We start from the raw sequence: 26450 nt of genomic DNA, 5'->3' as shown, positions 1-26450 counted from the left end.
GCGGGAGGCAGGACTAACTCCGGGCGTCCTCGGTGGCGTCGAGCTCGGCCGCGTCGAGCTCGTTCGCGTCGTCCTCTGTGGGAGTCGTCTCCTCGAACACGAGGGCGAAGTCCTCACCGTGCTGCTCGACGCCGGCCAGGACGGCATCCTCCACGAGGGTCTGACCCAGGTCCTCGCGCAGGATGATCGGATCGAGGCGCAGGTCGCGGTAGAGCGACACGCACAGCAGGACCATCACCAGCAGGAACGGCAGCGCCGCCACGATGGTCAGCGCCTGGAGGCCCTGCAGAGCCACAGGGTCGCCGGGATCGCCGATGAGCAGCATGATGGCCGCCACGGCGCCGGTCAGCGAACCCCAGAAGACGACGGTCCACGTCGACGGGTGGATCGAGCCGCGCTGCGACAGGGTGCCCATCACCAGCGACGCCGCGTCAGCGCCCGACACGAAGAAGATGCCCACGAGGATCATCACGAGCACCGTGGTGATCGCCGGGATCGGGTACTGCTGCAACAGGTCGAACAGCGCGTAGTTGGAGTTCACCGACGACTCGCCGCCGGAGATGGCGTCGGCCTCGCTGATGCCCGCGCCGCCGAAGATGGCGAACCAGATGAGGCTGACCATGCTCGGCACCAGCAGGACGCCGGTGACGAACTGGCGGATGGTGCGGCCGCGGCTGATGCGAGCGATGAACATGCCGACGAAGGGGGTCCACGAGACCCACCAGGCCCAGTAGAAGATCGTCCACGCGCCGAGCCAGTCGGCCACGTCGTCGCCACCGCTGGCGTTGGTGCGACCGGCCATCTCGGGCAGGAAGGCCACGTAGTCGGCGATCGACGTCGGGATGAGGTTGAGCATCGTCAGCGTGGGGCCGGCGATGAAGACGAAGGCCGCCAGGACGAGCGCGAGCACCATGTTGATGTTCGACAGCCACTGGATCCCCTTGGCGACGCCCGAGACGGCCGAGAGGATGAACAGGATCGTCAGCACCACGATGATCGAGACGACGAGCGTCTCGCCGACGGACTCGACCCAGCCGTTGTGCTCGATGCCTGCCCCGATCTGCAGGGCGCCCAGGCCCAGGGAGGCGGCCGAGCCGAACAGCGTGGCGAAGATGGCCATGATGTCGATGGCCTTGCCGATCGGGCCCTCGGTCTGGCGGCGACCCAGCACGCGGGTGAACGCGGCGGAGATCAACTGCGGGCGACCGAGGCGGAACGTGCCGTAGCCGATCGCCAGGCCCACGACCGCATAGACGGCCCACGGGTGAAGCGTCCAGTGGAACAGGGTCTGCGACATCGCCACCTGGACGGCGGCGTCGGAGCCGGCCGTGGCCGTGTCCGGCGGCGGGGAGAGGTAGAACGTCAGCGGCTCGGCGACGCCCCAGAACATCAGGCCAATGCCCATGCCCGCGCTGAACATCATCGCGATCCACGAGGTGGTCCGGAACTCCGGACGCTCGCCGTCCTGGCCGAGCGGGATCTTGCCGTAGCGGCTGGCGGCGAGCCAGATCGCGAACACGACGAAGCCGGTGGTCGACAGGACGAACAGCCAACCGGTGTACTCGATCACCCAGGACTGGGCCTGCGAGGCACGTTCACCGAGTGCGGCCTGGTCGAGGATGCCCCACAGCACGACGACCAGGGCGAGTGCCGCAGCGACGCCGAAGACGACGCGGTCGAGCGCTGATTCTGGTCGGTGTTCCACCTCCGGCTCGAAGATGTCGGTGGATGTTCGGTCGTTGCCGGTGGGCATCAGTAACTACCTCTCATGGTCGGAAAGGATGGGGTGCAAACCTGTCAACCCTTGCATCCGAGGCCAAGAAGAGCCAATCGCGCTCGCCGTTCAGGCGGGTGCGGACGACAGCACGGCGTCGAGCAGCAGGACCGCTCCGGCCTTGTCGAGCGGGTGGTTCCCGTTGCCGCACTTGGGCGACACGACGCACGACGGACACCCGTCGCGGCAGGGGCAGTCGGCGATGGTCTGACGGGTCATCCGCAGCCAGGCGGCCATCTGCTCGTACCCTCGTTCGGCGAACCCGGCACCGCCGCGATGGCCGTCGTGGACGAACACCGTGAGGCGCCCCGTGTCGGGGTGGTAGGCCGTCGACAGCCCGCCGATGTCCCAGCGGTCGCAGGTGGCCAGCAGGGGCAGGATGCCGATCGCGGCGTGTTCCGCGGCGTGCGCCGCACCGGGCAGCAGCTCGGGATCCATCAGCCCGCCGGCGAGGTCGGGATCGAGCGTCCACCACACGGCCGCGGTGGGCAGGGTCCGCTCGGGCAGGTCGAGGGGCTCCTCGCCGATCACGCGGCCCGTGCTGCGGTCGCGGATCTGGTAGCCGATCACCTGGCTGGCCACCTCGACGTCACCGAAGGCCACGGTGGCCGGGCCCCACTCCACCCGGCGGCGCTCCTCGATGACCGTCACGGCCGTCGAGCTGCGCGCGCTCGTGGTGTGGTGGACGTCGGCGCGCCGGACGACGGCGGCTCCCTGGTCGGGGTCGTAGGACTCCACGAGGTGGTCCTCACCGCGGTGCACGTAGATCGCCCCCTCGTGCACCTCGGCGTCGGCGGACCCGGCGTCCACCGTGCCGACGAGTCGCCCGGTGCTGCCCTCGACGATCTGCACGGGGTGCCCGCCGGCGGAGCGGATGTCGGCCAGGTCGACGGCCCGCTCGCGGCTGGTCCAGAACCATCCGGCGGCGCGGCGGCGCAGCATCCCGGCGGCCTCGAGCGCGGCGACCCCCTCGGCGGCGCGCGGCCCGAAGGGGCCGAAGTCGGCCTCGGTGAGCGGCAGCTCCTGCGCGGCGGCCGCGAGGTGCGGGCCGAGCACGTAGGGGTTCTCGGGGTCGAACACGGTGGCCTCGACCGGCGCGCCGAGGACTGCCTCGGGATGGTGCACGAGAAACGAGTCGAGCGGGTCGTCGCGGGCGATCATGACGCCCACCGAGTCGACGCCGGCGCGACCGGCGCGGCCCCACTGCTGCCACAGGGCCGCCCGGGTGCCGGGGAAGCCGACCGTGACGACGGCGTCCAGCCCGGCGATGTCGATGCCGAGCTCGAGGGCGTTGGTGCTGGCCAGGCCGAGCAGGTCGCCCGAGCGCAGGCGGCCCTCCAGCTCGCGCCGCTCCTCCGGGAGGTAGCCGCCGCGGTAGGTGGCCACCCGTCCCGCGAGCTCGGGCTCGACCTCGGCCAGCGCCCGCGACGTGGTCATCGCCAGCTGCTCGGCGCCGCGGCGCGAGCGCACGAACACGAGCGTGCGGGTGCCCCCGACGACGAAGTCGGTCAGCAGGTCGGCGGCCTCCGAGCCCGCGGACCGGCGCACCTCCACGCCGTCGTCGCGCGCCGCCTGCAGCGGCGGCTGCCAGAACGCCACGGTGCGCGCGGCGTGGGGCGAGGCGTCCTCGGTGACGGCGGTGACCGGAGCGCCGATGAGCCGCTCGGCCGACGCCGCCGGCTCGGCGACCGTGGCCGAGGACAGCACGAACAGCGGGTCGGCGCCGTAGTGCCGGCAGATCCGTCGGAGGCGGCGCAGGATCAGGGCGACGTGCGCTCCGAACACCCCGCGGTAGTGGTGGCACTCGTCGATCACGACCACCCGAAGACCGGCCAGCAGGCGTGCCCAGCGGTCGTGCTGGGGCAGGATCGTCCGGTGCAGGATGTCGGGATTGGCCAGCACCCAGTTCGCGTGGTCACGCGCCCAGACACGCTCCTCGCGGCTGTTGTCGCCGTCCACCGTGGCGGGCCGCAAGCCCGGCACGCCCGTGGGGAGGCGGCGCAGCTGGTCGGCCGCGAGCGCCTTGGTGGGCGCGAGGTAGAGCACCGACGGCCGCCGGGCGCCAGCGAGCCCGGAGCCGCCACGACCCTCGCGCAGGGCCTGTAGCGCCGCCGCCTGGTAGACGAGCGACTTGCCCGAGGCCGTGCCGGTGGAGACCACGACGTGGCGCCGGTCGTGCAGGGCCGCGAGGGCCTCGGCCTGGTGCCCCCACAGCACGTCGGCGCCCTCGGCGGCGAACAGCTCGCGCACCTCGGGGTCGATCCAGTCGGGCCACGGCTCGACGACGGGCTCCACCGCGGGGTGGTGCTGCACGTGCACGAGCCGCTCCGCATGGCGGGCGAGAACGGGGTGCAGGGGCATGGGAAGAAGTCTCCCGCACGCACCTGACAGGCCCGGCGCGTGCATTCGACTGGGGAGAAGCGGGTCCGGATGATTGAATTCGAACATGGATCTCACTCTCACCGAACGGGAGTCGCCTCCGTTCCACGTGGTCGAGGTCGCGGGGGAGATCGATGTCTACACCGCGCCGCGCCTCCGCGAAGTCGTCGTCGGAGCGATCGACGACGGACACACCCGGTTGGTCATCGACATCGAGAACGTCGCGTTCCTCGACTCGACCGGCCTCGGCGTGCTCGTCGGAGCGCTGAAGCGCGTGCGCGCCGACCATGGCTCGCTCGACATCATCTGCACCAGCGAGCGACTGCTGCGCATCTTCGCGATCACCGGCCTGGACAAGGTCTTCGGTCTGCACACCTCGATGGACGAGCTGGTCTCCTGACCGTGACGGATCCCGACGTCGGCAGGCTCCGCGACGCGATCGCCGGGTTCACCGTCGACGCCGTCTACGGCGTGCTCGGCGAGGCCGCTTGGCGTGCCCTCGCCCGCAACGAGACCACGCCCGGACTCCGCGCGACCACCGACGGCTCGGCCCTCTCCACCCTGATCCGCCTGTTCCAGCTCCAGGCCGTCGTCCCGCGGACGCACGCCGAGGCGGCCTTTGGTGCAGCGTGGGAGTCGGCGCGCTCGCTCGGCCTCGTCGAGGTCGACGGCGACGACGCCCGCGCGCTGCTCGACCTGCGTCCGTACGGCGACGAGGAGCACGACTGGTGGGTCGTCTGCGACCTGACGCCCGGACTCGACGGTCGCGAGAACCCGCGCGACCCCTCGTACGTGCTGGGCATCAGCGAGGCCTCCTCCTCCCTCGCGCAGCTGACCGTGCGCCCGGACGTCGGCCGTGCGCTCGACCTCGGCACGGGGTGCGGGGTGCAGGCGCTGCACCTGGCGACCCATGCGCGCGAGGTCGTCGCCACCGACGTGAATGCTCGCGCCGTCCGGCTCGCACGGCTCACCGCGGCGCTGAACGGGATCGACGTCGACGTGCGCGACGGCAGCCTGTTCGACCCCGTCGAGGGCGAGCGCTTCGACCTGATCAGCACCAACCCGCCGTTCGTGGTCTCGCCGCCCGAGGGCGACCGGCTGGTCTACCGCGAGACCGGGTTCCCCGGTGACGAGGTCGTGCGGCGCATCGTCACGCAGGCCGACGCCCACCTGAACGACGGCGGCTGGTGCCAGGTGCTCGCGGCGTGGATCCACGAGGACGGCGTCCCGTGGCAGGAGCGGCTCGGCGCCTGGATCGAGCCCACCGGCCTCGACGCCTGGGTCGTGCAGCGCGAGCGCGTCGACCTGCCCGAGTACGCCGAGATGTGGCTGGCCGACGCGGGCCTGCGCCACGGCGCGGGCCACCGCGAGCGCTACGACCGGTGGCTCACGTGGTTCGCCGAGCAGCGGATCGAGGCGATGGGCTTCGGCTGGATCACGCTGCGCAGGGCCGGCCGCGCCGTGCCCCAGGTGCGGATCGAGGAGTACACGGGCCCGGTCGCCCAGCCCGTCGGCCCCGAGTTCGCCGCCTGGGCCGAGCGCGCCGACGCGCTCGACGCCGGCGATGTGCTCGACCGGCGCTGGCGCGTGGGCGCCGACGTGGTGCAGGAGACGGCCGGCCCGGTCGGTGCGCCGGACCCCGCCGTGATCCGCGCCGTGCGGATGTCGGGGCTGCGCACCTCGCGCCAGCTCGACACGATCGAGGCGGGCCTGCTGTCGGCCAGCGACGGCGACCTCACGGCGGGGCAGATCCTCGACGCGATCTCCCAGCTGCTCGACCAGGACGCCGCGCAGGTCAGGAGCACCTACGCCCCGATCGTGACGGACCTCGTCGCCGACGGCTTCCTGACGGCCTGACGCTCAGACGTCGCTGACCTCGGCCGGGCGGCGCGAGCGCTGCGCCGCCAGCGACCCCATCGCGATCAGCAGCGCCGCGCCTCCGCCGACGGCGAAGCCGGCCGCCGCTCCCTCGTGGTCGATGGCCAGGCCGATGAGCGGTGCCGCGACCGCTCCGCCGACCGTGAACGCCGTGGCCTGGTAGCCCATCGCCTCGCCGCGCCACGCCTCGTCGGTGAGCTTCGCGATCCACTCGCTGCACGCGGTCATGATCGGCGCGCAGAGCAGGCCCGCCGGGATGCACGCGATCGCCAGGACCCACGGCGTGTGGGCAATGCCGATCGGGATCGTCAGGACACCCATCGCCAGCAGCAGATAGGAAGGACGGATCGAGGCGGGCCGGGCTCCGTAGATCAGTCCGCCCACGAGGGAGGAGAGTCCCCAGCCCAGGTAGACCACGCCGACCAGCCCGACCGCGTCGAGCTCGCGCAGGACGGCGATGATGCCCAGGTCGGTGGCCATCAGCGCGATCATCGCGCCGCCGGAGATGAGGAAGAGGAACACCAGGTCGGTGGTGAGCCAGCGGGTGCCGGGCTCACGGGCCACGGTCACCGAGTCGGCGCTGCGGGTGGGCGGGTCGAGCCGCCACAGGATGCCCAGCCCGATCGCGACGGTGCCCGCGACCGCCACCAGAGCGACCTGCGGCGACGCGGCCACGACGAGGGCGCCCGCGGCGGCGGGACCGATGATGAAGGAGGCCTCCGCGCACACCGAGTCCAGCGCGAACGCGCTCCGGTGATGGCTCGAGGGCAGCCGCGCGGCGAGCGAGATCCGCACGATCGAGTGCACCGGAGCGATGAACAGCCCGGCGGCGAACGCCAGCGGCAGCAGCCACAGGTAGGTGGAGACCGCCGCCAGCGGGTAGACGACGAACAGCACCGCGATCGACGGGAGCAGTGCCCGGCGCAGGCCCAGCCGGTCGATCAGGCGACCGCGCCACGGGGCGCCGACGGCCGCTCCGACGGTCTCGGCGGCGGCGATCAGACCGGCCTGTCCGTAGCTGCCGCCCAGACCCTCGACGACGAGCAGCGTCAGGACGAGCGGCAGCGCCATCAGGGGGATTCGCGCGAGGAACGCCGCGACGTACAGAGGTACGGTTCCGGGTGACCTGAGCACGTCCCCGTAGGTCACCTTCTCCACTTGCGGGATTCTTCCACGCCTGAGGGCGGTGAGAAAAATGGTTGACAGGAGGCGCTACGGTGGGCCTCCCACGGCCCCACATCCCCATCAGGCCTGCTCGGAGGAACCCAACGTGACATCACTGGTGATCGTCGAGTCGCCCAACAAGGTGCGCAGCATCGCTGCCTACCTGGGCGACGGCTACGTCGTCTCCTCCTCGGTCGGTCACATCCGCGACCTGCCGCAGGGAGCCGACCAGATCCCCGCCAAGTACAAGGGTGAGGCCTGGGCCCGGCTGGGCGTCGACGTCGACAACCGGTTCGAGCCGGTCTACGTCGTCCCCGCCGAGAAGAAGAAGCAGATCACCGAGCTGAAGCGGCTGCTGAAGGACGCTGACGAGCTCGTCCTGGCGACGGATGAGGACCGCGAGGGCGAGGCCATCGCGTGGCACCTCTTCGACGAGCTCAAGCCGAAGGTCCCGGTGAAGCGCATCGCCTTCAACGAGATCACGAAGGAGGCGATCGACCGCGCGATCGCCAACCCCCGCGACATCGACCAGGACCTCGTCGACGCGCAGGAGACCCGCCGCATTCTCGACCGTCTCTACGGCTACGAGATCAGCCCGGTCCTGTGGAAGAAGGTCATGAGCGGCCTGTCCGCCGGCCGCGTGCAGTCCGTCGCCACCCGTCTCGTCGTCGAGCGCGAGCGCGACCGGATGGCCTTCCGCACCGCCTCCTACTGGGATCTCGAGGCCACCTTCGGCTGCGACCTGGAGCCCTCGCGCTTCCCGGCGAAGCTGGCCGCGGTCGACGGCAAGCGCGTCGCCTCGGGTTCGAACTTCGACAGCACCGGCACCCTGAAGGGCGACGTCGTCCACCTCGACGAGCCCACGGCCGCCGGCCTGGCCACCGCCCTGGAGGGTCGTGAGTTCGCGGTCCGCTCGGTGGAGTCCAAGCCCTACACGCGTCGGCCCTACGCGCCGTTCCGCACCACCACGCTGCAGCAGGAGGGCTCCCGCAAGCACGGCTTCGGCGCCCAGCGCACGATGTCGATCGCCCAGAAGCTGTACGAGGGCGGCTACATCACCTACATGCGCACCGACTCGGTCACGCTCTCGCAGACGGCGCTCAAGGCCGCCCGTGCCCAGGTCAAGGAGCTCTACGGAGCCGACTACCTGCCCGACAGCCCCCGCGTCTACACCTCCAAGGTCAAGAACGCCCAGGAGGCGCACGAGGCGATCCGCCCGGCCGGCGAGAGCTTCCGCACCCCGAAGGAGACCGGCCTCTCCGGCGACGAGCTCAAGCTGTACGAGCTGATCTGGAAGCGCACGATCGCGTCGCAGATGGCCGACGCGAAGGGCAACTCGGTCTCGATCCGCATCGGCGCGGCCACCGAGGACGGCCGCGACGTCGAGTTCGGTGCGTCGGGCCGCACCATCACCTTCCACGGCTTCCTCAAGGCGTACGTCGAGTCCACCGAGGACCCCGACGCCGAGGGCGACGACCAGCAGACCAAGCTGCCCAACCTCTCCGAGGGCGACCGCGTCACCGCGGTCGAGCTGGCGGCCGCGGGCCACCAGACGAAGCCTCCGGCGCGCTACACCGAGGCCAGCCTCATCAAGGAGCTGGAGGACCGGGAGATCGGCCGTCCCTCCACCTACGCCTCGATCGTCAACACGATCCAGAACCGCGGCTACGTCTACAAGAAGGGCACGGCGCTGGTGCCGGCCTGGGTCGCGTTCAGCGTGATCCGGCTGATGGAGCAGCACTTCCCGCGCCTCGTGCAGTACGAGTTCACCGCCGAGCTCGAGGGCGTGCTCGACGAGATCTCGCACGGCCGCGAGAACCGCGTGTCCGTCCTCGAGGCCTTCTGGGCCGGCGAGAACGAGAACGACACCGGCCTGAAGCGGCTGGTGGACAACCTCCCCGAGATCGACGCGCGTGGCCTGGCCACGTTCGACCTCGGCGAGGGCATCGCCGTGCGCGTTGGCCGCTACGGCCCGTACGTCGAGGGCCCGCCGATGGTCGCGGCGAAGGACGGCGGCGAGCAGCCCACGCGCGCCAACGTGCCCGAGGACCTGCCGCCGGACGAGCTCACACTCGAGAAGGCCAAGGAGCTGCTGGCCACCCCGGCCGGCATGGAGAAGGTGCTGGGCACCCACCCAGAGACCGGCCTGGAGGTCGTCGCCAAGAACGGCCGCTACGGCCCGTACGTCACCGAGGCGCTGCCCGAGGACGCGAAGAAGAGCGCGAAGCCGCGCACGGCGAGCCTGTTCAAGTCGATGGACCTCGACTCGGTCACCCTCGAGGACGCGGTGCGCCTGCTGACGCTCCCGCGCGTGGTCGGAACCGACGCCGAGGGCCAGGAGATCACGGCGCAGAACGGTCGCTACGGGCCCTACCTGAAGAAGGGCACCGACTCGCGCTCTCTGGAGAGCGAGGAGCAGCTGCTCACGATCACCGAGGAGGAGGCCCGCGCGATCTACGCGCAGCCCAAGACCTACGGTCGCCGCGCCGCCGCCGCTCCCCTCAAGGAGCTGGGCGAGGACCCCACGAGCGGTCAGCCGATCGTGGCGAAGGACGGCCGCTTCGGCGCCTACGTCACCGACGGCGAGTACAACGCCACGCTGCGCAAGGACGACGACATCGCCACCCTGACGCACGAGCGCGCGGTGGAGCTGCTGGCTGAGCGTCGCGCGAAGGGGCCCGCCAAGAAGGGCGGCAAGAAGACGACGAAGAAGGCCACGAAGAAGCCGGCCGCGAAGAAGACCACGGCCAAGAAGACGGCGGCGAAGAAGACCACGAAGAAGGCGCCGGCGAAGAAGTCCTGACCCGGACGCGGGCCAAGGTCTCGCCCGCGACCTCGGTCGTGCCCTACGGTGAAGGCAATCTTCGCCGATCGGAGCAGGCCATGACCGAGATCCCGACGTACACGATGGCTCAACGGCTGGGCGCCGAGGCGCTCGGCACCTTCTGGCTGGTCTTCGGTGGCTGTGGCACGGCGATCTTCGCCGCCACCGCGATCCCCGTCGACGCGCAGATGGCAGTGGGGGTGGGCTGGCTGGGCGTCGCGTTCGCCTTCGGCCTCACGGTGCTCACCGGCGCCTACGCCTTCGGACACGTCTCCGGCGGCCACTTCAACCCGGCGGTCTCCGTCGGGCTCGCGATGGCCAAGCGCTTCGACTGGAAGGACCTGCCGGGGTACGTCGTCGCGCAGGTGGCGGGTGCCACCGTGGCCGGCGCGGTCCTGCTCGTGATCGCCCAGGGCATCGGCGGCGGGTTCGACGCCGTCGAGTCGGGCTTCGCCACGAACGGCTACGACGACCGCTCGCCGATGGGCTACAACCTGATGTCGGTCGCGCTCATCGAGGTCGTGCTGACGGCGGTCTTCCTGTACGTGATCCTCGGCGCCACGGCCAAGCGCGCGGCCGTCGGCTTCGCGGGTCTGTCGATCGGCCTGTCGCTGACGCTGATCCACCTCATCAGCATCCCGGTCTCCAACACCTCGGTGAACCCCGCACGGTCGCTGGGCGTGGCCTGGTTCGCCGGCAGCGACGCCCTCATGCAGGTGTGGATCTTCATCCTCGCGCCGGTGCTGGGTGCGGCGATCGCCGGCTTCACGCACAGCTTCCTGCTCGGGCCCGATCTCGAGACCGACCGGTAGCTCAGGTCCCGCCCACCATCGGTCCGGGTGTCGGCAGTGCCGACTAGGCTCGCCCCATGCAGCCAACGGACGACCCCCTCGTCACCGAGGTCGGCGTCTTCGTCGCGTTCGAGGGCGGCGAGGGATCGGGCAAGTCCACCCAGTCGCGCCTGCTCGCCACGTGGGTCGAGTCCCAGGGCAAGACCGCGCTGCTCACGCGTGAGCCCGGGGGCACCGGAGTCGGCGCGATGCTGCGCTCGATCGTGCTCGACCCGGCCACCGGCGACCTCTCGCCCCGCACCGAGGCCCTGATCTACGCCGCCGACAAGGCCGAGCACGTCGACACCCTGATCCTGCCGGCCCTGGCCGACGGCGCGGTGGTCATCACCGACCGCTACGTCGACTCCACCCTCGCCTACCAAGGGGCCGGACGGGCGCTGCACGTCGGCGAGCTCGAGTCGCTGGCCCGGTGGGCCACCGCCGACCTCCGTCCGCACCTCACGGTCGTGCTCGACGTCGACCCGCGGATCGGCCTGGGCCGGGCCGGCGAGCCCGACCGGATCGAGGGCGAGCCGGTGGAGTTCCACGAGCGCGTGCGCCAGCACTTCCTCGACCTCGCCGCGGCCGATCCCGAGCACTACGTCGTGCTCGACGCGAGCGAGTCGCCCGAGGCGATCCACGACCGGGTCGTCGCCGCCGTCGGGCCGTGGCTGGCCCAGGCCCGAGGAGCCGAGGCGTGACCGCCCCCGTCTGGGCCGAGCTCGTCGGGCAGGACGACGTCGTCGCCACCCTGGGCTCCGCGGTGGCCGGGCAGATGACCCATGCCTGGCTGTTCACCGGACCGCCCGGATCCGGGCGCTCCAACGCCGCGATGGCCTTCGCCGCCGCGCTGCAGTGCGAGAACGGCGGCTGCGGCACGTGCCGGTCGTGCGTCACCGCCGCGGCCGGCAGCCATCCCGACATCGCCGTCATCAACACCGACGGGCTGAGCATCGGCGTCGACGCGGCGCGCGATGCGGTCCGGCGGGCGGCGCTGCACCCGTCGCAGGGCCGCTACCAGATCCTCGTGGTGGAGGACGCCGATCGGCTCACCGACCAGGCCGCCAACGCACTGCTCAAGGCGATCGAGGAGCCGGCGCCGGGCACCGTGTGGCTGCTGTGCGCCCCCGCCGTGGAGGACGTCATCATGACGATCCGCTCGCGGTGTCGTCCCGTGCTCCTGCGCACCCCTCCGGCCTCGGCGATCGCCCGGCTGCTGCACGAGCGCGACGGCATCGAGCTGGAGGTCGCCCGGCGGGCGGCCGCCGCCGCGCAGGGACACATCGGCCGGGCGCGTGGACTCGCGCGCGACCCCGAGGCACGTCGCAGGCGGGCCGAGATCCTGTCGCTGCCGGTCGGGCTGCGCGGTCTCGGCGACTGCTTCCGCGCCGCCCAGCGGATCGACCAGGAGGCCAACGCCCGGGCCAAGGAGCGCTGCGACGTGCTCGACGCCCGCGAGCTGTCGAACCTCCAGGAGTCGTGGGGCGTCGAGGAGCGGGGCCGCCGTCCCGCCGGGTACGCGGGCGCCCTGTCCTCCCTCACGAAGGAGCAGGAGCGGCGCCGCAAGCGGATGGCGCGCGACGCCATCGACGGCGTGCTGCTCGATCTGCTCTCCTTCCAGCGCGACGTGCTGACGCTCCAGCTCGGCACGGGCGCCGAGGCGATCAACGCCGACGTCGCCGACGACATCGCCACCATGGCGGCGCGCACCACGCCCGAGGGCACACTGGCGTCGATCGACGCGATCGTGGCGTGCCGCGACGCTCTCCAGGCCAACGCGGCGCCCCAGCTGGCGCTCGAGCACATGATGTCGAGGTTCCTCGGATGAGACGTTTCACCGTGATCACGCTGGTCTCCGTGCTCGTGGTCGCACTGGTCGCGGGCGCGGTCAGCGCGCTGTTCCTCGTCGACCGCCCGGCTCCCGACCCGAAGCCCACGGGCGAGGCGGCACCGGCCGGCCTCGAGCGGTTCTACGCGCAGAAGCCCACGTGGCGCGACTGCCGTGACGACCGCTGCACCACGATCGAGGTCCCGGTCGACTACGCCCGTCCCGACGGCGAGACGCTGCGGCTGGCCGTGCGCCGCGTCCCGGCCACCGGCGACCGCGCGTCCGCGATCTTCACGAACCCCGGCGGTCCGGGCGGCTCGGCCCTCGACTTCGTCGGCTACCTCGCGAGCGAGCTGCCCGACGACCTGCGCCGCACCAACGACGTGATCGGCGTCGACCCGCGCGGCGTCGGCGAGAGCACGCCCCTGGAGTGCCTCTCCGACGAGCGGTTCGACGCCTTCATCGACACCGATCCCGACCCCGACGACGAGGCGGGCGTCGCCGCGCTCACGCGCTCGGTCGAGGAGATGGGCACCGCCTGCCGCGAGAAGTCCGGCGAGCTCTCCGCCCACGTCTCCACCGACGAGGCCGCCCGCGACCACGACATCGCCCGCGCCGTGCTGGGCCAGGACACGATGCGCTGGTTCGGCTTCTCCTACGGCACCCAGCTGGGCGCCACCTATGCCGACCTGTTCCCCGAGAAGGTCGACAAGATGGTCCTCGACGGTGCCGTCGACGTCACCCTCGACGCCGCGGGTCAGGGACTGGGGCAGGCCACCGGCTTCCAGGCCGCGCTCGAGGCCTACCTCGCCTCCTGCCTCGACGAGGACGAGTGCCCGGTCGGCGACTCGGTGAGCGAGGGCATGTCCACGATCACCACGCTGATGGGCCAGCTCAGCAAGGATCCCCTCGAGGCGCCGGGAGGCCGGCTGCTGACCGAGGGTCGCGCCTTCTACGGCATCGCCATGGCGCTGTACTCGCAGGAGTCCTGGCCTTACCTCACCAGCGCGCTCCGCGGCCTGGTCAAGGGCGACCCCACGGTGATGCTCGTGCTGAGCGACACCTACTTCGACCGCAAGGCGGATGGGTCCTTCGGCTCGAACTCCGGGCAGGTCATCTACGCGATCAACTGCCTCGACTCCGACGACGCGCCCGACGCCGCGCAGACGAAGGCCCTCATCCCGCAGTTCCGCGACGTGTCCCCGGTGTTCGGGGCGGCGCTCGGCTGGGGCGTCATGGCCTGCCACGACTGGCCGATCAAGGGCGACCACCCGCAGCAGGCGGTCACCGCCGAGGGCGCCCCGCCGATCCTGGTCGTCGGCACCACGCGCGACCCGGCCACGCCCTACGAGTGGTCCGAGGCGATGGCTGACCAGCTCGACTCAGGCGTCCTGCTCACCCGCGAGGGCGACGGCCACACCGCCTACACGTCGGGGAACTCCTGCATCCGCGAGGCGGTCGACGCCTACTTCGGCGGCACCGTCCCCAAGGACGGCACGGTCTGCAAGGAGTGACCCTGCGCCACTGGTGATCCAGTCACGGTGCGGTCCGAGGAGCGACCCCGCGGGACCGGTGATCGAGTGACGGCGAGCGAAGCGAGACGTCGTATCGAGATCAGGCGTCCATCGGCCGGCTCAGTCGCGGATCGCCTCGTGGTGCCGAATGACCTCGCTGATGATGAAGTTGAGGAACTTCTCCGCGAACGCGGGGTCGAGGTCGGCCTCCAGCGCCTTCGAGCGGAGCCGCTCGATCTGGCGCGACTCGCGCTCGGGATCGGCCGGCGGGAGGTCGTGCTCGGCCTTCAGCCTCCCCACACGCTTGGTGCACTTGAACCGCTCCGCCAGGAGGTGCACGAGGGCCGCGTCGATGTTGTCGATGCTGGCACGGATGTCGTCGAGCTCGGCCTGGGTCGGTGCGTCCACGCGGCCGATCATACGGACCGAACCCGGGTTTCCGTCCCGCTGGGCCGAGGCGGTATAGTCCACACTTGGTTCGGCGGGTGATCCTCGCCGGATCGCGCCGCCTTAGCTCAGTCGGTAGAGCATCTCACTCGTAATGAGAAGGTCGTCAGTTCGATTCTGACAGGCGGCTCCACCAGAATCGTTGGAATGGCGCGGGTTTCTGCACTGGCAGAGTCCGCGCCTTCGTCATTTCCGCGCAGGTGGGGCTCGCCGTCGCCCCGAGCGCCCACGTCCCCGAACATGAGCCCCGCCTCAGGTTGGTTTGAACGCCGCCTGTAGGTTGAGGGCACTGCCCAGGTGCTTCGGCCCGGGTGGTGGCCGGAGCAGCACCGGCCTCTCGCCGCCCCAACCACCATCGGGAGGTTGGGGCGGTCCTCTGCCCTCAGCGATCAGCTGAAGGCGCCGAACTCCTTGATCGAGTAGCCGTACCGGGTCGCGCGCTCGACGCCCTGCATCCGCACGAACCGCGCCGAGCTCGGCGCGAACTTCACGGTGTCGAGCCCGCCGTTCCCGGAGCCGACGACGGCCACGTCGCGCCACTGCTTCCCGTCGAGCGAGGTCTGCACGCGGTACTGGCGCGCGTACGCGCTCTCCCACTCGATCGTGACCTTGCTGACCGGGCGCACCGACAGCAGCTCCACCTGGAACCAGGCGTCGTCCTGGCCGTACTTGCTGGCCCAGCGGGTGGAGAGCTTGCCGTCGATCGCGCGGCCCGGCTTCAGGTCCGTCAGCAGGTTCCACTCGGTGGAGCTGGCCGAGGCGATCGCCTCGCGCGCGAGGTTCGCGCCCGGCTGGAAGTCGGAGGTGGCGCCCCACGTCTGCAGGTAGGACTCCGAACCGGCGGCGAGGTCGTCGACGATTGCGGACCCGGCCAGGGTGCGCAGGCTCTCGATCCAGTCGGGGACGAGACCGTAGTGCGGGACGCCCTCGGCGTTGTAGTCCCACGTGCGCTCACCGGTGACCTGCCGATCGAAGACCGTGCCGTCGACGCCGGTGAACGGGTAGGAGATCTTCGCGCCGTCCTCGGGCGGCGCCGCCGTGCCGCCGAAGCCGTTCATGTCGGTGCCGTAGCCGTAGGCGACGCCGTACTTGTCGCGCAGGGGCTTCGTCTCGCGCCACTGCGTCGCGAACTCGGTGGCCGTGTGCCCGTACTGCGTCGCGAAGCCGCCGAGGCCGTAGAGCCGGTCCATGTACGCCGTCGACAGCCAGTCGTGCGTCGAGAGGGCGCCGGGGTAGGCCTCGGCCTCGAGGATGTCCAGTGCGCGGCCGGCGGCCTTGGCGCTCATGTGGTCCAGCTCGACCATCATGTTGCGCTTGATCATCCCGCGCAGGGCGTACTCGCCGAGCTCGGTGAGGCCGCGCGGATTGCAGTGCGGCCCCTTGGGGTAGACCGGCAGCACCGCGGGCAGGCCCGGGACGCTCGCGATCTCGCTGGGCAGCACGCCGCCGATCACCGTGTTGTCGGCGACCTCGCCCTCGCGGCACGTCGCGGGGTTCCACCAGGTGCCCGTGGTCAGGAACTGGCCGGCGTTCACCAGCAGCCCGGCCGTGCCCTCGTCGTAGCGCACGCCGCACAGCGCGTTGTCGAACTTGTGGCACAGGAACATGCTCGAGACGCCCTTGCCCTGGAGCTCGTCGAGGCCCCGGTCGATGTCGGCCTTCGTGCACTGCGGCGCGCCGAGCACCTGCTTGCAGCCGAACGGCTCGGACACCTCGACGCCGAGGACGACGGCCAGCTTGCCGTCGGCCACGACCTCACGGGCCTGCTCCGGCGTGGTGACGACGCGGTACCAGCCCTTGCCGGGGCCGCCGAACTGCCGGTCAATGAACGCCTGCAGGTCGTACGTCGCCTTGATCTGGCGACGGACGGTGTCCATGTCGTCGCAGCTGTACTTGTTCGGGCCGGCGATGACACCCAGGATCGGGCACAGCCCCGGGTTGGAGACCATGTCGTTCACCATGATCCGCTGGCCGCCGCGCCACGCCCGCTCGACCCACTTGTAGTACATCTGCTGGTGCGTGAAGGAGGAGTAGGTCGGCCAGTCCTTGAACGTGGGCCAGCCGACCGTGTCGTGCGCGTCGAGGGGCCCGCGGCCGGCGCCGGAGTTCGTCAGGTTCTCCAGGATCGAGACGCCGTGACGGTCGCAGTCCTTGAGCGCGTCCGCGACGCCCTTCTCACTCCAGGTGGAGCCGCAGACCGCGTTCCCGCCCATGCCCAGGTCCATGAACATGTGGGTGTGGGCGTCGATGAAGCCGCTCACCTCGCCACCGGGGCCGGTGCCGCGCATCGGCTCGCCGGTCGCGTTGACCTCGGACTCCGGGGTGGGGGTGCTCGTCGCGACCCACCAGCCCGATTCGGCCGACGCTCCGGTCCCTCCGGTGACCAGGACCAGGGCGCCGAGCGCCGCCACCAGGAATGCCTTGAGCCGTCGTGACACGAGAGTCCCCCTACGAGATGCCGTTGGCGTGACTCTAGGTGTGAGGTAGGCCACATGCAAACGGGAGTTGCACGATCGTCTCAGATCGAGCGCAGCGCACGCAGGCGCTCGACGGCCTCCACGAGCACCTCGGTGCGCTTGCAGAACGCCCAGCGGACGAGGGTGCGTCCGGGGTTCGAGCCGTCGGGCCGGTCGTCGTGGAACACCTGGTGCGGGACGGCGACGACGCCGGCGAGACGAGGGAGCGTGCGGCAGAACTCGAGGCCGTCGGAGAAGCCGAGGGGCGCCACGTCGGTCGTCGCGAAGTACGTCCCCTCGGGGACGAACACGTCGAAGCCCGCGTCGGACAGCCCGGAGCACAGGAGGTCGCGACGCTCGCGCAGCCCGTCGCGCAGTCCGGTGAAGAACGCGTCGGGCAGGTCGAGTGCCGTGGCGATCGCCGGCTGGAACGGCGCGCCGGAGGTGTAGGTGAGGAACTGCTTCGCACCCATCAGCGCGTCCACCAGGTCGGCCGGTCCGGTCGCCCAGCCGATCTTCCAGCCGGTGAGGGAGAAGGTCTTCCCGGCGCTGCTGACGGTGAGTGTCCGCTCGGCCATGCCCGGCAGCGTCGCGATCGGCACGTGCGGCCGAGCGAACGCGAGATGCTCGTAGACCTCGTCGGAGACGACGACCAGGTCGTGCTCGATCGCCACCTCGGCGACGGCGGCCAGCTCCTGCGGCGTCAGCACCGACCCTGTGGGGTTGTGCGGTGTGTTGAGGACGATCGCGGTGGTGCGCGGGGTCACCGCGGCGCGCAGCTCGTCCACGGGCAGCCGGAAGTCGGGAGCGCGCAGGGTCACCGCGACGTGGCGGGCGCCGGCCATCTGGATCACGGCGCGGTAGGAGTCGTAGTAGGGCTCCAGCACGAGCACGTCGTCACCGGGGTTCACCAGCCCGAGCAGCGCGGCCGCGACGGCCTCGGTCGCGCCGGTGGTCACCACCACCTCCCGCGCCGGGTCGAGCTCGATGCCGTGGAAGCGGTGCTGGTGCCGGGCGATCGCCTCGCGCAGGGGTGCGATGCCGGTGCCGGGTGCGTACTGGTTGTGGCCCGCGGTGATGGCGTCGCGCGCCGCCTGCCGGATCACCTCGGGGCCGTCCTCGTCGGGAAAGCCCTGGCCGAGGTTGATCGCGCCGGTCTGCGTGGCCAGGGCACTCATCTCCGCGAAGATCGTGGTGCCGATGCCGTCGAGTCGAGCGCTGCGCCTGCTCACCTGATCGACGATAGCGGGGCCCATCGGATCTTCGGAGGGAGCAGGAGGAGGACATAGGTCGGCCCGCCGTTCTCGGGGGGTGAAACGGCGGGCCGACGGCAGGAACGACGGCTCAAGAGCTCCCCGAACCTGCTCCTCCAGAATACATGGGGCCCCCAATCGCCGGAGCGAAATCGCGAACTTCGCCGAAGAGATCGCGGCGTCGGGTTCGCCTGCGTGGCCGGCCCCGGGACAATGGTGAGGTGTCCTCCGCCTCCACGCGCTCCGTCGGCTCCCGCGTCGTGCTGGTGCTCGGCCTCGTGCTGGTGCTGACCGGTGTGGGGATCCTGGGCTGGGTGGGCTGGCAGTACTGGGGCACGAACGTCGTGGCCCAGCGCGACCACGAGCGCATCCGCGGCGAGATCTCCGAGGCCTGGAAGGCCCAGGAGGACCCCATCGCCGGGGTCGGCCTGCTGCGAATCAAGCGCTTCGGGTCCGACTTCGAGGTGCCGATCCTCGACGGCGACGACGACGCCACCCTCGCCAAGGGCGTGGGCCGGCACGAGGACAGCGCCCATCCGGGCCGCGTGGGCAACCTCGTGCTCTCGGGCCACCGGGTCACGCACGGCGAGCCGTTCCGCAAGTTCCTCGACCTGCGCGCGGGCGACGAGGTCGTCGTGGAGACCCGCACGCACGTCCACACCTACGTCCTGCGCCAGGACGGCGACGAGATCCGCGTGCCGTTCACGACGTCGTGGCCGCTGTGGCCCGTCCCCGACCCCGACGCGGAAGGGGAGCCGGCCACCGAGCGCGTCATCACCCTCGTCACCTGCTCCGAGCTGTTCCACACCGACGACCGCAGCGTCGTCGTGGGCGACCTCGCCTCCTCCGAGCGGAAGCCGGGCACCTAGGCCCCCTACGCTGGCGGGGTGCACGACTACCAGCGCCGCTTCATCGAGTTCGCCCTCGAGCACGAGGTCCTGCGCTTCGGCGAGTTCACGCTGAAGTCGGGGCGCACGTCGCCCTACTTCTTCAACGCGGGCGCGTTCGACACCGGCGCGCGGCTGTCGGCGCTCGGCGGGTTCTACGCCGACGCGATCGCGGGCGCCGGACCCGAGTTCGACGTCCTGCTCGGTCCCGCCTACAAGGGCATCCCGCTCGCCGCGGCCACGGCGGTGCGGCTGGCCCAGGACCACGACCGGGACGTGCCGTGGTGCTTCAACCGCAAGGAGGCCAAGGACCACGGGGAGGGCGGCCTCTTCGTCGGTGCCGCCCCGCGCGGCCGGCTGCTCGTGATCGACGACGTCATCACCGCCGGCACCGCCATCCGCGAGGTCATCGCGCTGGTCGAGCCCCTCGACGCCGAGGTGGCGGGCGTCGTCGTGGCCGTCGATCGCCGCGAGCGCGGCACGGGCGACCTCTCCGCGATCCAGGAGGTCGAGCGCGACCACGGGATCGCGGTGACCTCCATCGTCACCTTCGACGACATCATCGAGTACCTCGAGGAGACCGGCCGGTTCGCCGAGCACCTGCCGGCCGTCCGCGCGTACCGCGAGCAGTACGGAGTGTCGTGACCGTCGGCCCGTGGCAGGGCCCCTGGCCCGACGACCCACGCCTGGATCCCGAGCTGCTGCGCGAGGGCGACAGCCGCAACGTCGTCGACCGCTACCGCTACTGGACGGTGGACGCGATCGTCGCCGACCTCGACCTCCAGCGCCACCGCCTGCACGTCGCGATCGAGAACTGGCAGCACGACTTCAACATCGGCTCGATCGTGCGCACCGCGAACGCGTTCAACGTCGGCGGCGTGCACATCATCGGCAAGCGCCGCTGGAACCGCCGCGGGGCGATGGTCACCGACCGCTACGTCCACGTGCGCCACCACGAGGACGTCGCCGCGTTCGCCGCGTGGGCGGACGAGTCCGGGCTCACCGTGGTCGGCGTCGACAACCTGCCCGGCGCCGTCCCGCTGGAGACGACGACCCTGCCGCGCGACGCGGTCCTGGTGTTCGGCCAGGAGGGTCCGGGGCTCACGCCCGAGGCCGCCGCGGTGTGCGAGCGCCTGGTCGCGATCGCCCAGTTCGGCTCCACCCGATCGATCAACGCGGGTGCCGCCGCGGCGATCACGATGCACGCCTGGATCCGTGAGCATGCCGACCTCGCGTCGGTGGAATACTGACCCGCAACACGAGTTCCCACAGGAGGACCCATGCCCGTCGCCACTCCCGAGGTCTACGCAGAGATGCTGGACAAGGCGAAGAACAACTCCTTCGCCTACCCCGCGATCAACGTCTCGTCCTCGCAGACGCTGAACGCCGCCCTGGCCGGCTTCGCCGAGGCCGGCAGCGACGGGATCATCCAGGTCTCCACCGGCGGCGCCGACTACTTCTCCGGCCCCACCGTCAAGAACATGGTCTCCGGCTCGCTGGCGTTCGCCGCGTTCGCGCAGGAGGTCGCCAAGAAGTATCCGATCAACGTGGCGCTGCACACCGACCACTGCCCCAAGGACAAGCTCGACGGCTTCGTCCGCCCGCTGCTCGAGGCCTCGGCCGAGCGCGTCAAGGCCGGCGAGCTGCCGTACTTCCAGTCGCACATGTGGGACGGCTCGGCGGTGCCGCTGGCCGAGAACCTCGAGATCGCGCAGGAGCTGCTGGCCAAGGCGCACGCCGCGAACATCATCCTCGAGGTCGAGATCGGCGTCGTCGGCGGCGAGGAGGACGGCGTCGAGGCGGAGATCAACGACAAGCTCTACACCTCCCCCGATGACGCCATCGCGCTGGTCGAGGCGCTCGGCCTCGGCGAGAACGGCCGGTACCTCACCGCGCTGACGTTCGGCAACGTGCACGGTGTCTACAAGCCGGGCAACGTGAAGCTGCGTCCCGAGGTGCTCAAGGCCGCGCAGGACGCCGTCGCCGCGAAGTTCGGCAAGGACCGCCCCTTCGACTTCGTCTTCCACGGCGGATCGGGCTCGCTGCCCGAGGAGATCAGCGCCGCGGTCGACTACGGCGTCGTGAAGATGAACGTGGACACCGACACCCAGTACGCGTTCACGCGCCCGGTCGTCGGTCACATGTTCCAGAACTACGACGGCGTCCTGAAGGTCGACGGCGAGGTCGGCAACAAGAAGGCCTACGACCCCCGCGCGTGGGGCAAGGCCGCCGAGGCCGGCATGGCGGCGCGGGTCGTCGAGGCCTGCGAGAACCTGCGCAGCGCCGGCACGCACTGACGCACCGAACGACGGCGGGGACGGCTTCGTCCCCGCCGTCGTCGCGTCCGGATCGGGTCTCGGTGGCCGGGACCGCGCGGCCCCGGGCCGGGCCGGGGCCCTCGCCGGCGACTAGGATCCGAAGTGGCATCCGGGCGTCCGAGCTCGGCGTGATGAAGGGGAAACCATGGCGAAGATCGTCCTCACCGGCGTCGACAACACCGAGCCCGCGGCCGCCGCGGCGCGCAAGGCGGCCGAGCTCGCGGCCGCGATGGGCGCCCGACTGCACGTGCTCTCGGCGTACGGCAGCTTCGAGGCCGAGCGGATCGACGTCGGCTCCGAGGAGCTGCTGATCACGAGCGAGCAGGCGGCCCAGGGTGTGGCCAGCGACGTCTTCGCCGGGATCCGCCGCGAGTTCCCCGAGCTCGAGGTCACGTACGGCGCCGCCGAGGGCAACCCCGCCGACGCGCTGGTCCGTGCGGCCGAGGAGCTCGACGTCGACGTCATCGTCGTGGGCAACAAGCGCGTGCAGGGCCTGGCCCGGATCCTGGGCAGCATCGCCCGCGACGTGGCCGCGCACGCACCGTGCGACGTCTACATCGCGCACACGCACCAGCGATCCTGATGGGGTCGCCCGTCTAGGCTGGCTCACCATGACCAACCTTCTGGGAGAACCGCCCGAGACCCTGCTGCCCGAGGACCCGGGCACGGCCCTGCTGGCCGAGGGAGCGCCCGCCGAGGAGGTCGCCGAGCGTCACCCCGACTCGGTGGCCGCCTGGGCACGCCTGGCCGACGCCGCGCTCGGCGAGGATCGTCAGCTCGAGGGCTACGCGTTCGCGCGCACGGCCTACCACCGCTCCCTGGACTCGCTGCGCCGCAACGGCTGGCGCGGGCACGGCCCGGTGCCGTGGTCGCACGAGGCCAACCGCGGATTCCTCCACGCCCTCGCCGTCCTGGCCACCGCCAGCGAGCGACTCGGCGACGTCGAGGAGGCGCACCGCTGCCGCGAGTTCCTGCGCGAGTCGAGCCGCGAGGGCTACGACGCGCTCGTGGGCTGACTCAGTCGGGAAGGCGCATCGCGAGGCCGCCGGCGTGCAGCTCCCACCCGTGCTCCCGGCGCGGGTCGGAGAGCTCGCCGTCGGTCGTGCAGCGCACGGGCTCGCCCTCCACCCGCACCGACTGGGCCCGCGTGTAGTGCACGAAGTCGGCGCCCGGATGGGTGCCACGGCGCAGGTGCAGGGCGTAGGCGATCCGCTGGGGCAGCCGGGCCGCGAACGCGACGGCCACGTCCATCGCCCCGTCGTCGACGATGGCGTGCGGCAGCAGCTCGCCGCCGCCGCCCACGAAGCGCCCGTTGCCGACCGCGACCTGGGCCACGCGGCCGCTGAGCGTGCGGTCGTCGATCGTCACGTGCACGTCGGCGCTGCGGCTGAACAGGGTCGAGATCGCCCCGAGCACGTAGGCGATCGGACCCAGCGCCGGCTTGACGGGCTCGGCGCGCGCGGCGGCCTCGGCGCCGATGCCCACGTGCGCCGCGTTCACCACGACCCGCCCCGTCGAGTCCAGGATCAGGTCGATCGGCCGGACCGAGCCGTTGGCGAGGTCGTGGGCGGCCACCACGGGATCGGTGGACAGGTCGAGGGTCCGGGCGAAGTCGTTGCCCGTGCCCAGCGGGACGAGTCCCACCGGGGTACCCGGCAGCCGACCGGCGTCGTGCAGCGCCTGGACCACCGCGTGCAGGCTGCCGTCCCCGCCCATGGAGACCACCAGGTCGACGTCGGGGTGCTTCGCCAGGGCCGCGGCCAGGTCGTCGGGATCCTCGGTCGCCACGTGGTCGACGTCGGCGACCTCGCGCAGGGCCGAGAGCGCCCGGGCGATGACCTCCTCGTCGGAGGTGCCCGCATTCGCGTTGCTGACCGCCAGCCAGGAGTTCACCCCACTGACGTTAGCGGGTGAGCGCACCTCGCAGGACGTTCGAGGCGTACGTGAAGAACGCGTTGACGTTCTCGACCGCCGTGGGCGTCTGCGGGACGCTGCACATGACGTAGAGCTCGGTGGGCGTGCGGTTGATCCACACGTTCACGTTGTCGTCGTAGCCCTGGCCGGTGGTCCCGTGGAAGCGGTCCTGCGCCCACTTCTCCTGGCCGGGGATCATCCGGCCGTCGAGGTAGGACACGATCGCCGGCCGGTGGGTGTCCTCGAGCGAGAAGCCGAAGACCTCCTGGACGACCTCCATGACCCGCAGCGCCGGCACCGGCTCGCAGACACGGGCCTCGCGGAACTTCTGGCGCACGTCGCGGGCGACCTCGAAGAGCGTGTCCTCGGGTCCGACCGGGATGTGGATGGGCAGGACGTTGATCATCCAGCCCATCGTCACGAGCGTCTCGGCGGTGTCGCGCGTCGCGACGGGGTTGAAGAACCGGTACGCGCTCCGGCCGGCCAGGTCGCGCGCCGCCAGCGCGAACGAGGCGTAGACGACCGACGGGAACGTGGCCTCCTCCTCCTTGGCGATGGCCTCGAGCCGGTCGCACTCCTCGGCGGTGAGGATGTCGTAGTCCATGGGGATCAGCCAGAACCGCTCGCCCTCGGCGATCCCGAGGTCCATGGGGAATCCGTCCTTGGCGACCACGCCGTCCATCGCGTAGTCGGCCCAGAACTGCATGGACGGGTGCTCGATGTCGTACTGCTGCGCGTCGGCGCGCTCCTCCTGGGCGTACGTCATGTAGCCCTTCACCGGGGGCAGCTCGACGTGCTCGGCGCCGGTCTCGTTGGCGTACAGCTGGGAGAGCTCCATGTAGCCCAGCAGGACGCTGAAGCCGTCGCCGTAGCAGTGGTCGAAGCCGCAGAAGATGGTGGACGTGTCGTCGCCGGAGACGCCCGCGATCGCGTAGCCGAAGTTGTCGATCGGGTCGACGGCGTCGCTGAAGTGCTTGAGCAGCACGTTGTTCACGTCCGGCCCGGGGTGCGAGCCGAGCGGCGTGACGGTGAGCGTCATGTCCTCGGGCGCGACCGCATGGCGGGTCATCTCGCCGTCGGGGTCGTCGGGGTTGTCCCGGAAGGTGCCCCAGAGGACCTCGTGCCGGCGGACCCACGTCGTGGCCGCGCGCTGCAGAGCATCGACGTCCAGCGGGCCCGGGACGTCGAAGCACAGGCCGAGCCAGTTGGCGTCGGCCGACCCGACTCGCTCCATCGCCCGACGCAGCCGCAGGTGCTGGTCCTGCATGTAGGAGGGCCGGTGCTCGTTCGCGGGCGCGACCGCGAGGGCCGCGTAGGACTCCTCGGACGGGCGGAGCAGGAACACGTCACCGTCGATGGTGTCGAGCTCCTCGATGCGGGTCATCCTCATGCCAGTGCCTCCGTCGGATCGTTGACCTCACGCGTGACCGCCACCATCTGCTCCCGCATCCGGTTCATCACGCGGTCGAGCCACTCGATGCAGGGCGGGGTGTCGGGGGTGCGGTGGACCAGCTCGGTGCCGTAGGGCATCGAGTTGACCCACAGGTGCATCTCGTCGCTGGGCTCGACCTCGCCCAGGAAGACGGTGGAGTCCATCTCCTCCCAGCCGTCGCGCCCGGGGCAGTGGCGCGAGTCCAGGAACGACACGACCGCGGCGGGCCGCATCGTGGTGCCGAGCAGCTGGTTGGCCAGCGGCAGCGGGATCGTCTCGGCGGTGCGGGCGAGCTGCCACGCCTCCGCCGTGCGCCGGGCCAGCTCGGTGAGGGGCAGGTCGCGGCCCATGTCGACCGTCATCGGCACGATCCCGGAGAACCAGCCGATCGCCTGGTGCCACTCCTGCCGGTTGCGGTTGTGCGTCGACATCAGCACGGTGAGGCGATCGTCGGGCTCCTCGGCAACCATGGCGCGCAGCAGCACCGCCGTGAAGGCCAGCGCGGGCGGGACGTCGTTGCGCTCGCACCACCGGTGGAAGGCCTTGCTCAGGCGGGGACCGGCGAAGGTCGGGTAGCGCATCCGGTGCTGGATCAGGTCACCCCGGCGGACGCCCGTGCCCCGGGGCAGGCCGGGCAGGTTGCCGGTGGCGTCGGCGGCGCGCCGCCAGGGCTCGAGGGCGGGGCTGTCGACCGTGATGGCGTCCTGGATGGCGCGCTGCTCGACGGCGAAGTCCACGTAGCTGCCCACGGGGGTCGGCAGCGGCGCGTGGTTCAGCTCGGCCTCGAGGTGCAGCTTGAGCTCGCCCATCGTCAGATAGGCGCTGTAGCCGTCGAAGGTCACGTGGTCGAAGGCGGCGAAGACGGTGATGTCGCCGTTCTCGTCGGTCACGGTGATCACCGTGGCGGCGGGCCACGACAGCGGCCCGGTGAGGTCGTCCAGCTCGGCCATCACCGCGTCGAACGCCTCGCCGGGATCGGCGAAGTGCCCCACGTGGCGCGGCTGGAAGCCGATCAGCTCGGCGTCGACGATGCGGCGCTCGTAGCTGCCGTCGTCGCGGCGGACGAACATGCACCGCAGGCTCTCGTGGCGGGCGCAGAACCGGCGCAGCGTGCCCGCGAGCGAGACGAAGTCGGCACCGTGCAGCGTGGCGCGCAGGCCGATCCACGGGTTGACCTCGTCGTCGACGTGGCGCGGGAGGCTGGCGATGTCGAGGCGGCGCTGCTGGTCGGGGGTGACGGGGCGCGGGTCCGGCGGAGCGGTGGCGAAGGCGCGCAGCGTCGAGGAGCGGGGCACCCAGAGGTGGATGTCTCCCGCCGGGACGAGCGTCAGGCGATGGGGATGCAAGGGAGTCCTCCTTCGAGTGCCGTTGGGCCCGGGGGAGTCCCACTGCAACTCACCGTTACACGAGCAGTTACAGGAAGGCTACTGCAGGAATCCGTGACGTCCATCACTCGGAACGAACTCGTGCGGATGTCTCATTTGGCAGGCGCTCATGGCCCCCCGGGTCGCGGGCCTGTGCCCCCGCGCCGCTCGCTTCTCGGTAGGATCGA

At 71.2% G+C, this 26450-nt stretch carries 22 protein-coding genes and 1 tRNA gene; 14 read left to right on the top strand and 9 right to left on the bottom strand.

The window, feature by feature from the left end; all coding sequences use genetic code 11:
* Positions 1-13: 13 nt before the first annotated feature.
* Together H1W00_RS02235 and H1W00_RS02230 are read right to left on the bottom strand one after the other, a co-directional pair.
* Positions 14-1753 (bottom strand): BCCT family transporter, encoded by a 1740-nt coding sequence (locus H1W00_RS02235; protein WP_181753255.1) that lies wholly within the window; start codon positions 1751-1753, stop codon positions 14-16.
* A gap of 90 nt (positions 1754-1843) precedes the next feature.
* Positions 1844-4135: a DEAD/DEAH box helicase gene (locus H1W00_RS02230; protein WP_181753253.1), complete on the bottom strand. Its 2292-nt coding sequence runs from the start codon at positions 4133-4135 to the stop codon at positions 1844-1846.
* A gap of 85 nt (positions 4136-4220) precedes the next feature.
* Between H1W00_RS02230 and H1W00_RS02225 the strand changes: the two genes are divergently transcribed.
* Both H1W00_RS02225 and H1W00_RS02220 read left to right on the top strand, forming a co-directional pair.
* On the top strand, positions 4221-4553 hold the full coding sequence (locus H1W00_RS02225) for an STAS domain-containing protein (protein WP_181756133.1): 333 nt from the start codon (positions 4221-4223) through the stop codon (positions 4551-4553).
* 2 nt (positions 4554-4555) lie between these two features.
* A complete protein-coding gene (locus tag H1W00_RS02220; RefSeq protein ID WP_338072799.1) occupies positions 4556-6010 on the top strand; it encodes a DUF7059 domain-containing protein in 1455 nt (484 codons plus the stop codon).
* A gap of 3 nt (positions 6011-6013) precedes the next feature.
* Here the strand turns inward: H1W00_RS02220 and H1W00_RS02215 are convergent, their stop codons facing one another.
* A complete protein-coding gene (locus H1W00_RS02215; RefSeq protein ID WP_181753251.1) occupies positions 6014-7189 on the bottom strand; it encodes an MFS transporter in 1176 nt (391 codons plus the stop codon).
* Positions 7190-7301: 112 nt separating this feature from the next.
* Between H1W00_RS02215 and topA the strand changes: the two genes are divergently transcribed.
* The 5 genes from topA (at position 7302) to H1W00_RS02190 (ending at position 14191) form a co-directional block, all read left to right on the top strand.
* Positions 7302-9998: a type I DNA topoisomerase gene (gene topA, locus H1W00_RS02210; protein WP_338072798.1), complete on the top strand. Its 2697-nt coding sequence runs from the start codon at positions 7302-7304 to the stop codon at positions 9996-9998.
* Positions 9999-10078: 80 nt separating this feature from the next.
* A complete protein-coding gene (aqpZ, locus tag H1W00_RS02205) occupies positions 10079-10831 on the top strand; it encodes an aquaporin Z (RefSeq protein WP_181753247.1) in 753 nt (250 codons plus the stop codon).
* Positions 10832-10887: 56 nt separating this feature from the next.
* Positions 10888-11550, top strand: a complete 663-nt coding sequence (gene tmk / locus H1W00_RS02200) for a dTMP kinase (protein WP_181753245.1) — start codon at positions 10888-10890, stop codon at positions 11548-11550.
* Entirely contained in the window at positions 11547-12677 is a 1131-nt protein-coding gene (locus H1W00_RS02195; RefSeq protein WP_181753243.1) for a DNA polymerase III subunit delta', read from the top strand. The genes tmk and H1W00_RS02195 overlap by 4 nt, the downstream gene beginning before the upstream one ends.
* Positions 12674-14191: an alpha/beta hydrolase gene (locus H1W00_RS02190; protein WP_181753241.1), complete on the top strand. Its 1518-nt coding sequence runs from the start codon at positions 12674-12676 to the stop codon at positions 14189-14191. Before H1W00_RS02195 ends, H1W00_RS02190 begins: the two co-directional genes overlap by 4 nt.
* Before the next feature lie 120 nt (positions 14192-14311).
* Here the strand turns inward: H1W00_RS02190 and H1W00_RS02185 are convergent, their stop codons facing one another.
* Positions 14312-14611 (bottom strand): chorismate mutase, encoded by a 300-nt coding sequence (locus tag H1W00_RS02185; protein WP_078699451.1) that lies wholly within the window; start codon positions 14609-14611, stop codon positions 14312-14314.
* Between the two features lie 84 nt (positions 14612-14695).
* On the opposite strand from H1W00_RS02185, the gene H1W00_RS02180 reads away from it, so the two are divergent.
* A tRNA-Thr gene (locus tag H1W00_RS02180) sits at positions 14696-14771 on the top strand.
* 256 nt (positions 14772-15027) lie between these two features.
* On the opposite strand, the gene H1W00_RS16940 is transcribed toward H1W00_RS02180, so the two are convergent.
* Positions 15028-17076, bottom strand: a complete 2049-nt coding sequence (locus H1W00_RS16940; protein WP_206679952.1) for a discoidin domain-containing protein — start codon at positions 17074-17076, stop codon at positions 15028-15030.
* Positions 17077-17156: 80 nt separating this feature from the next.
* Positions 17157-18326: a pyridoxal phosphate-dependent aminotransferase gene (locus H1W00_RS02170; protein WP_338072797.1), complete on the bottom strand. Its 1170-nt coding sequence runs from the start codon at positions 18324-18326 to the stop codon at positions 17157-17159.
* Between the two features lie 242 nt (positions 18327-18568).
* On the opposite strand from H1W00_RS02170, the gene H1W00_RS02165 reads away from it, so the two are divergent.
* The 6 genes from H1W00_RS02165 (at position 18569) to H1W00_RS02140 (ending at position 22568) form a co-directional block, all read left to right on the top strand.
* Positions 18569-19216 (top strand): sortase domain-containing protein, encoded by a 648-nt coding sequence (locus tag H1W00_RS02165; RefSeq protein WP_181753237.1) that lies wholly within the window; start codon positions 18569-18571, stop codon positions 19214-19216.
* Between the two features lie 18 nt (positions 19217-19234).
* Entirely contained in the window at positions 19235-19879 is a 645-nt protein-coding gene (gene pyrE / locus H1W00_RS02160; RefSeq protein WP_181753235.1) for an orotate phosphoribosyltransferase, read from the top strand.
* Complete coding sequence (locus H1W00_RS02155) at positions 19876-20484, top strand: TrmH family RNA methyltransferase (RefSeq protein ID WP_181753234.1); 609 nt, start codon at positions 19876-19878, stop codon at positions 20482-20484. The genes pyrE and H1W00_RS02155 overlap by 4 nt, the downstream gene beginning before the upstream one ends.
* Positions 20485-20514: 30 nt before the next feature.
* Positions 20515-21531 (top strand): class II fructose-bisphosphate aldolase, encoded by a 1017-nt coding sequence (gene fbaA, locus H1W00_RS02150; RefSeq protein ID WP_181753232.1) that lies wholly within the window; start codon positions 20515-20517, stop codon positions 21529-21531.
* 166 nt (positions 21532-21697) lie between these two features.
* Entirely contained in the window at positions 21698-22135 is a 438-nt protein-coding gene (locus tag H1W00_RS02145) for a universal stress protein (RefSeq protein ID WP_181753230.1), read from the top strand.
* Between the two features lie 28 nt (positions 22136-22163).
* On the top strand, positions 22164-22568 hold the full coding sequence (locus H1W00_RS02140) for a DUF3151 domain-containing protein (RefSeq protein WP_181753228.1): 405 nt from the start codon (positions 22164-22166) through the stop codon (positions 22566-22568).
* A 1-nt stretch (position 22569) separates the two neighbouring features.
* Here the strand turns inward: H1W00_RS02140 and H1W00_RS02135 are convergent, their stop codons facing one another.
* Genes H1W00_RS02135 through H1W00_RS02125 form a run of 3 tightly spaced genes read right to left on the bottom strand, consistent with a single transcriptional unit; the run spans position 22570 to position 26244 of the window.
* On the bottom strand, positions 22570-23445 hold the full coding sequence (locus H1W00_RS02135; protein ID WP_181753226.1) for a YegS/Rv2252/BmrU family lipid kinase: 876 nt from the start codon (positions 23443-23445) through the stop codon (positions 22570-22572).
* A gap of 10 nt (positions 23446-23455) precedes the next feature.
* Positions 23456-24856 carry a condensation domain-containing protein gene (locus H1W00_RS02130; RefSeq protein ID WP_181753223.1) on the bottom strand — a complete coding sequence of 467 codons (1401 nt, stop codon included), beginning with the start codon at positions 24854-24856 and terminating at the stop codon, positions 23456-23458.
* Complete coding sequence (locus H1W00_RS02125; RefSeq protein ID WP_181753221.1) at positions 24853-26244, bottom strand: condensation domain-containing protein; 1392 nt, start codon at positions 26242-26244, stop codon at positions 24853-24855. Before H1W00_RS02125 ends, H1W00_RS02130 begins: the two co-directional genes overlap by 4 nt.
* Between the last annotated feature and the right edge of the window lie 206 nt (positions 26245-26450).

This window comes from Aeromicrobium phoceense, from assembly GCF_013868155.1.
Taxonomy (GTDB): Bacteria; Actinomycetota; Actinomycetes; order Propionibacteriales; family Nocardioidaceae; genus Aeromicrobium; species Aeromicrobium phoceense.
This window is presented reverse-complemented; position numbering and strand designations above follow the sequence as displayed.